This window comes from Paenibacillus forsythiae T98, from assembly GCF_000520735.1.
Taxonomy (GTDB): Bacteria; Bacillota; Bacilli; order Paenibacillales; family Paenibacillaceae; genus Paenibacillus_AQ; species Paenibacillus_AQ forsythiae.
Map to the genome: position 1 here is coordinate 1 of NZ_ASSC01000190.1, position 7,225 is coordinate 7,225.

Sequence of the window (7,225 nt, forward strand, 5' to 3'; positions counted from 1 at the left end):
CCGGCCTGCTGGCCGGCATCGGCGCGTTGGCCATTCCGGGCATCGGCCCGATTATCGCGGCAGGTCCAATAGCAGGAGCACTGACCGGCGCGGCGGTGGGAGCGGGCGCAGGCGGTCTGGTCGGCGGGCTTGTCGGCCTCGGCATACCCGAAGAGGAAGCCAGGGAATATGAAGGCTATGTGGATCAAGGCAAGATTCTTGTTCTTGTGGACGACAGCGGACGAAATTCCGAAATCTCGGATATTTTCCGTAACAACCGCTCGCTGAACGCTGCCCGTTACGGGGGAAATGCGGATACCGATCCGGAGCTGTATAAGCGGAATAACCTTTAAAATTAACCTATTACCGACATGAAATCATAAGAGGCCGTATTTCCCGATTCATGACAATTTGGGGAATACGGCCTTTTTGCGCGCGCAAGCACAAATTAACGGCCCATCCGATACGGATACGGCAACCAACTGCAACTATCGGCAATATTTCAACATATGAAAAATTCACAATAATATCAGCAGAAAAATAATCCCCCCCTCACCATTCCTATCAAACCCATAACAAGACGCCCCCCGCAACAAGCTCAATCGAAAAAGTCCCGGAAATCTCCCCCAAAAATCATATTGTGAAATTTGGTAAACAGTGATTATATAGAGATATCCAGTAATGAGCAGAGGAGGATTCTTATGGCTTTTATGATTGCCCAGAGGGCGTTTATCAAGCTTTACCTCATCACCATGGTCGAGCAGCATCATGGCTACGGCTATCAAATGCTGGAGGATTTGCGCAGAGATTTCAAAAACCACGGCTACAACCCTCCGCAAAGCGAAATCTACCGCGCCCTCCACGAATTGGTGCAGCAGGGCATTCTGTACCGGACCAAACAACTGAAAGGAAATGATCCCAAGGTCGATTTTCAGGAAATCGTTCTTTATCATTTCACGCCGGACGGAGCCGAGAAAGCGAAGCTTTACAAGAAGCAGGTCAAGACCGATCTGGACCGGTGCCTGGGCATACTGAACAAGGCGGTGGCCGATAATTATTAGGAGCCCCCATGAGATCCCTCCGGATTTTGGGAGAGCGAGCAGGCAGACCGGCGCGGGACGGTGATATTTCCACCAAGTCCCCGCCCTGATATAATAAGTTAAGCTGAAAGTGAAGCAGTCAACGATGGAGGTCTGGAGATGGATGAACACATGAAGCGAAGACTGGACAAACAGAGAAAGCTGTTCAGTCAGCTGGGGATTGCGCTCGACGCGCTAACCATTCACGAGAAAGAGTTCGGCATGAAGCTGCGCGGATACGATCCCGAGGAAGTAGACACTTTTTTGGACAATGTGATTAAGGACTATGAACGGTTCTATGCAACCATCGCGGACTTGATGGACAAATGGCAGGAGCAGCAGATTACCCTGCGTGAAATGAAAGCCGAAAGCAAGCAGGCGCCGCCGCCCGTTATCCAGGGAATCGATCCGAAAGAGATTGAAGAGACCATTCTGAGGCTTGAGGCCGGCGTCCGCCAGCTCAAGGAACGCGTTCAGCGCAGTGAGATGATTTAGCCTCCGGGACTTGTACAAAAAATAATGGCTCACGCTGGTCATCAGGACGGAGGTTGTACCTTTTTGTGGATAAACATGTGATGAATTTGAAAATCCGCGGAAAAATCGCTCTCGGGTACATTATGATTTTGGTGCTGCTCGGGCTGTTTCTAGTCAACGTACAGGGACGGATTTCCGAGCTTGAGAAGGAAACGGTCACTCTGAGCGGACATGATATGCAGGTTCATGAGCTTACCTTTCAATTGGAGAAAAATGTTCTGGACATGGAGACTGGCCAGCGAGGCTATGCGCTTACCGGCAACGACTCTTACCTTGCCCCCTACTACGACGGACTGGAGAAATGGCAGGTCAACTTCTCCAATTTGAAGGAACTGGTTGCAAGCAGTACATCCCAGGTCGAGAATCTGGAAAGCATCAAACGAAATATCGAAGCCTGGATCGTCAAAGCGGGGCAATATGTCGTCGAACTCAAGCAGGCGGGCCATGATAAAGAGGTGGCCGCATTTTTTAATGCCGATCCCGGCAAAGCAATCGTCGAACAAATCCGCAGCGAGGCGCAGCATTTCCGCGATATTGAACAAGCCGCCACGGCCAAGCGGATCAGCGATCTCCGATCCCGGAACCAGCAGCTCATCGTTACCATGTATATTTTGTGGAGTCTGGTGGTGGCGGTCGCCCTTGCCGCTTCCATCCTCATCACCGACGGCATTGTGAAGACGCTGAAGAACGTAATTGCCGCCATCAACCATATCGCCGACGGAGACAGCAGAGCAAGGCGAATCGAGGTCAGGACGCAGGATGAGATCTCCGATCTTGCCGCGGCGACTAACCGTCTGCTGGAGAAAGCGGAAAGAGAGCAGCGCTTCAGCGATCAGCTCACCCATATGTCGGTAAAACTTCAGGAAAAAACGGACCCCGCCGCTCTATGCGATACCTTCCTGAGCAGGCTGGCAACCATCCTTGAGATACAGTACGGCGCGGTGTACATTGCTCAAGACCACTATGGCGATTCTCTGCTGAGAATCAGCTCTTATGCGGGCGGTAACGAGGAAATAAGCCCCGCCAAAGAAAAAATCAAGCTGGGCGAGGGTCTCGTAGGCCAATGCGCGCTGGACCAGAATATTCTGAAGCTTGAAGAACTGCCGGGCGACTATATTCATATCAGCTCGGGTCTTGGAAGGACCCCGCCCAGGCAGGCGGTGATTGCCCCTGTTGTGTTTGAGAACAGGACCGTCGCGGTGGTCGAGGTCGCTTCCCTGCTGAAATGGGCGCCCGATCATTTCAAGCTGCTGGAACAGCTCCTTGATTTGTTGGCCGTATCGGTGAATTCCGTGATGACCCGGATGCAAATCCAGCACCTGTATAACGAAGCCCAGACGATGAACGAGGAGCTGCAGAACCAGTCGGAAGAGCTTCAATCCCAGACACATGAGCTGATTAACGTGAACAGCAAGCTGGAAACGCAGAAGCAGATTGCGGAGAATTCGGCGGCCGAACTGGAGAAAATGAACGAAGAGCTGGAAAGAAGCTCCCGGTACAAGTCGGAGTTCCTGGCAAATATGTCGCATGAGTTGCGGACGCCGCTTAACAGCATGCTGCTGCTGTCGCAGATTCTGTCCGAGAATCACAGCGGCAACTTGACGGAAGAACAGCTGGGCTATGCGTCGGTGATTCATTCCTCGGGCAGCGACCTGCTGGCGATTATTAACGATATTCTGGACTTGTCCAAGGTTGAGGCCGGGAAAATGGCAATAGAAACAAGCGCTGTTAATCTTACCGAATTTCCATCCTTGTTCGAGGGGTATTTCGGCAAGACGGCGGAATCGAAAAATCTGGAATTCAGCGTCGTTCTGCAACCCGGAACACCCGACATTTTCTACACAGATGAGCTGCGTCTGCATCAAATCCTTCGCAATTTGCTGTCCAACGCCTTTAAGTTTACGGTAGAAGGCGGCGTAACGCTCGAAATCTCCAAGCTCGACACCTTTGCATACGAAGGATACACTCCTGCGGGGCCAGTGCTGGCTTTTGCCGTGACCGACACCGGTATTGGAATTCCTCCGGATAAGCGGGATCTTATATTTGAAGCGTTCCAGCAGGCGGACGGCTCAACAGCGCGCAAGTTCGGCGGAACGGGACTCGGGCTGTCCATTTCCCAGCAGCTGACAAGGCTGCTCGGCGGCCATCTTACGCTCAATAGCACGCCGCAGGCGGGCAGCACCTTCACGCTTTATCTTCCTTATTTGAAGGAGGAGCCGGACCCGAAGGATTACACATTCGATTCCGAGGCTGAGGCAGCTCTTGAACACCGGCCCGAGAACAGCGACGCTGCCAAGGAGACGCCAGTGAACAGGGAATATGGCCTGCTGTCGGGCAGAACCGTCCTTCTGGTCGATGATGATCCGCGAAATATCTATGCGCTGACACAAACGCTTGTGAAGTACGGCATGCATGTACTGACGGCGCAGAACGGGTTCGAATGCCTTCAGCGGGTCAGAGAGAATCCCGGAATCGACATTCTGCTTCTGGACATCATGATGCCGGTGCTGGATGGCTACGATACGCTGTCGATCCTTCGTGAAGAACTGCTAAAGAGCGACCTTCCCATTATTGCCGTGTCCGCGAAGACGATGAAGGAGGACCGGGAGAAATGCCTGGCAGCAGGAGCGACCGATTTTATCAAGAAACCCGTCATCATCAAGGATCTTCTAAGGCTCATATCTCTTTATTTATGCGACAAGGCCGCTTGATTGCCAAGACGTTACAGGCGACCCGAAACCTTACGGTTGAGGGCGCCTGTTCTATTTTCCCCGGGGCTTGCAATGGCATCGGAACCGATGTTATCATTTGGTTGATTAATCAAACAAAGTCTTGGGATGATACTTTAATCTTGGGAGGTCTTTATTACGGAGAACGATAAACAGCAGAGAATTATTGACGCGGCCTATCAAGTATTGGCTGAAAAAGGATATGACAAAGCCTCCACAAAAGAAATTGCCCGGGTGGCAGGAGTCGCACAGGGTTTGATCAGCTACTATTTTCCGAGCAAGGACTTGTTGTTCGCGGAAGTGTTCCGCCGTGAATCGGAGAAATACTGTGAATCGTATGTATTCCCGGGAAATGACAGCAGCGGGCAGTTACATGCGGCAGCCGTGAAGTCGGCGCTCAACGTTCCACAATCAAGGGCCTTGGACAACCCGTCATGGGTCAAGCTTCGTTATGAGTTGTATGCTTTGGGGCTGAGAAATCCTGCGGTGTCGGAGAGTATAAAGACCACGCTGGCCCGCAAACGAGAGCATCTGACCCGGCTTATCGAGCAGGTTGGCAAGCTTCCGGAGGAGCATTCGCGTTCGCTCGCTCCCATACTCCTGTCCGTATTTGACGGCCTGGGGCTACAGCGGCTCTGCGATGAAGAGTTCGATTACGAGGGCGCCTACGATACGTTCGCCGCCATACTTGCCGCTTATTTGCAAAGCATTCAAAGATAAGAGAGAGAGAATAATTGATTACAACGAAGGGGATATAAGCATGAAGTCAAGATTTCAGCAGTTGGCTGACTATGTTTATGATGTGCAGCTCCGTATAGGGGCGACAGCGGCGGCGTTATACGTCCTGCAGAACGGCCAGAAGGTGCACGAATCTTACTCCGGCAAGCACGATGAAGACGAGCGTTCGCGTATCGTGGATGCACATACGCAATTTAATGTGGGCTCTGTACGCAAAACCTATCTTGCACTAGCCATCAGCCTACTGATCGAACAGGGAAGAATTGAGAGCATAGACGATTCGGTATCGCGGTATCTGGATGGTCTGCCCAGCTTCACGCATGACGTGACACTGCGTCACCTCGTGACGCATACACACGGACTTATGGAACGGGAAGGACAGTTGATCCAAGAGTTTCCTGCCGGTAAAGGGTGGGCTTATCGCAATGCCGGCATCGCGCTGCTGTTCCAGATCATATCCCGACTTACCGGGATGACATTGAGTGAATTCATGACAGAAGCGGTTTTTAAGCCTTATGGCTTGCGTGAAACCGGCTGGTGTACAGCCCCGCATGAACATCTGATCTACAATTATTATTCGCATCCGGACAACTGGGTCGGTCCGAACGACAGCACGGCCGGAGACCAAAGCAACCTGTTCGTCAGCGCCCGCGATCTTGCAAAGTGGGGACAACTTCATCTTCGCCGGGGAACTGCCGAGGGCGGTGAGCAAGTACTGCCATTTAGTATATTCGAGCGTGTGACGGCTCTCCACACGCATGATTCCGTTCCGTCCCTAATGCCACGTAACGGTTATATCTGGTGGCTTCAACACGACACACCAGTCAACCAGATTGGCGAGCGCGTGCCTGCTGGCTCGTATCAAGCACTCGGCATTACGGGATGCGCCGTGTTGGTCATTCCCTCCTATGACGCGGTAGCAGTACGGATGTATAACCAGCTTTTTAATCCTGAGGATTACGATTATCTCAAAGATATCCGGACATTCGGCAATTTGGTGTCCGACGCAATGATGGAATGAACGGAGACGTTAGTTAGATAAAACAGCGACAGTCTAATACTTATTCTCAACAGAATAATCTCGGCAAAGGAGCAATGACAATGAAAGCATTTGTAACCGGAAGCACAGGCATGCTGGGCATTAACCTGATCCGTCAATTGACTGCGCAAGGACATGAAGTCAAGGCTCTTGTACGCTCGAAGCAAAAAGGAAACAAACTGCTGGGAGACACCGGGGCGGAAATGATTGTCGGCGATATGGAGCAAGTGGAGGAATGGGCTACCTCCTTGCAGGGCTGCGATACGCTCTTTCATACGGCGGCCTACTTCCGGGAAACGTTCGCTCCGGGCGCGCACTGGCCGCAGCTTGAGCGGATCAACGTGACGAACACGGTGCGGTTGTTTGAGGAGGCCAGCCTTTCCGGAGTCGGGAAGATCATCCATACGAGCAGCAACGCAACGATTCGCAAGCGCGAGGACGGCACTCCAAGCAATGAATCGGATGTGATGAGCCCAGGCGAAGCGCTGAATGATTACGGCAGGAGCAAGGTGATCGGCGATCAGCGGATCGCCGTATTCTCCGGGCAGCTGGGGGTACCGGTTGTGACGATGAAGCCATCCTGGATGATCGGGCCATGGGATGCGGCTCCAACGAGCGGAGGCAAGCTGGTGCTCGATTACATGAACCGGCGGCTGCCGGGCTTCATTGCCGATTCGGGCATTGACGTGGTTGACCCGCGCGACGTGGCTGAGGCGATGATCATTTCCGCAGAAAGAATAACCGAATCGGATTCTTTTATTCTGAGCGCGCATCATGTGAGCCAGCGGCAATTGATGGAGGTGCTTGAGGAAGCAACGGGCATTCCGGCTCCGAGACTGCAGCTTCCGAAGAGACTGCTTCTCGCGGCGGCATGGGCGGCGGAGCGCTATGCGGCCGCAACAGGCAAGACGCTCTCGTTGTCGGTCAATGGCATCCGGTCGATTACCAACAAAAAGCGGACCTCGGCGGCAAAAGCGGAAAGCGTGCTGGGCATTCATTTTCGTCCTTTAATTGAAACGATTCGAGATACGGTAAATTGGTATAAGGCGCGCTAACGAACCGGCTTCCGGTTAGGAATCGTACGAGCGGTTCAGGCTGCTGACCAGCTCCGGAAGCCAGTCCGCGAG

General features: G+C 52.7%; 6 protein-coding genes and 1 pseudogene. All 7 read left to right on the plus strand.

Features of this window, described 5'->3' with window-relative positions; all coding sequences use genetic code 11:
* Positions 1-332: pseudogene (locus L692_RS0106905) on the plus strand (general stress protein); the annotation flags it as partial.
* A gap of 348 nt (positions 333-680) precedes the next feature.
* Complete coding sequence (locus tag L692_RS0106910; protein ID WP_025698380.1) at positions 681-1,040, plus strand: helix-turn-helix transcriptional regulator; 360 nt, start codon at positions 681-683, stop codon at positions 1,038-1,040.
* A 138-nt stretch (positions 1,041-1,178) separates the two neighbouring features.
* Positions 1,179-1,553 carry a DivIVA domain-containing protein gene (locus tag L692_RS0106915; RefSeq protein ID WP_025698382.1) on the plus strand — a complete coding sequence of 125 codons (375 nt, stop codon included), beginning with the start codon at positions 1,179-1,181 and terminating at the stop codon, positions 1,551-1,553.
* Between the two features lie 65 nt (positions 1,554-1,618).
* A complete protein-coding gene (locus L692_RS0106920) occupies positions 1,619-4,303 on the plus strand; it encodes a CHASE3 domain-containing protein (RefSeq protein WP_025698384.1) in 2,685 nt (894 codons plus the stop codon).
* Between the two features lie 183 nt (positions 4,304-4,486).
* The gene (locus L692_RS0106925) at positions 4,487-5,041 is read left to right on the plus strand and encodes a TetR/AcrR family transcriptional regulator (protein ID WP_269636719.1); all 555 of its coding nucleotides are present in this window, start codon (positions 4,487-4,489) and stop codon (positions 5,039-5,041) included.
* Between the two features lie 40 nt (positions 5,042-5,081).
* Positions 5,082-6,080, plus strand: coding sequence for a serine hydrolase domain-containing protein (locus L692_RS0106930; protein ID WP_025698388.1), 999 nt, complete (start codon positions 5,082-5,084; stop codon positions 6,078-6,080).
* A gap of 80 nt (positions 6,081-6,160) precedes the next feature.
* Entirely contained in the window at positions 6,161-7,153 is a 993-nt protein-coding gene (locus L692_RS0106935) for an NAD-dependent epimerase/dehydratase family protein (protein WP_025698390.1), read from the plus strand.
* Positions 7,154-7,225 lie beyond the last annotated feature (72 nt).

Excerpts from the sequence above, each read along its gene's own strand:
- L692_RS0106930 (WP_025698388.1), top strand. The coding sequence starts at position 5,082 with ATGAAGTCAAGATTTCAGCAGTTGGCTGACTATGTTTATGATGTGCAG.
- L692_RS0106935 (WP_025698390.1), top strand. The coding sequence starts at position 6,161 with ATGAAAGCATTTGTAACCGGAAGCACAGGCATGCTGGGCATTAACCTG.
- L692_RS0106915 (WP_025698382.1), top strand. The coding sequence starts at position 1,179 with ATGGATGAACACATGAAGCGAAGACTGGACAAACAGAGAAAGCTGTTC.
- L692_RS0106910 (WP_025698380.1), top strand. The coding sequence starts at position 681 with ATGGCTTTTATGATTGCCCAGAGGGCGTTTATCAAGCTTTACCTCATC.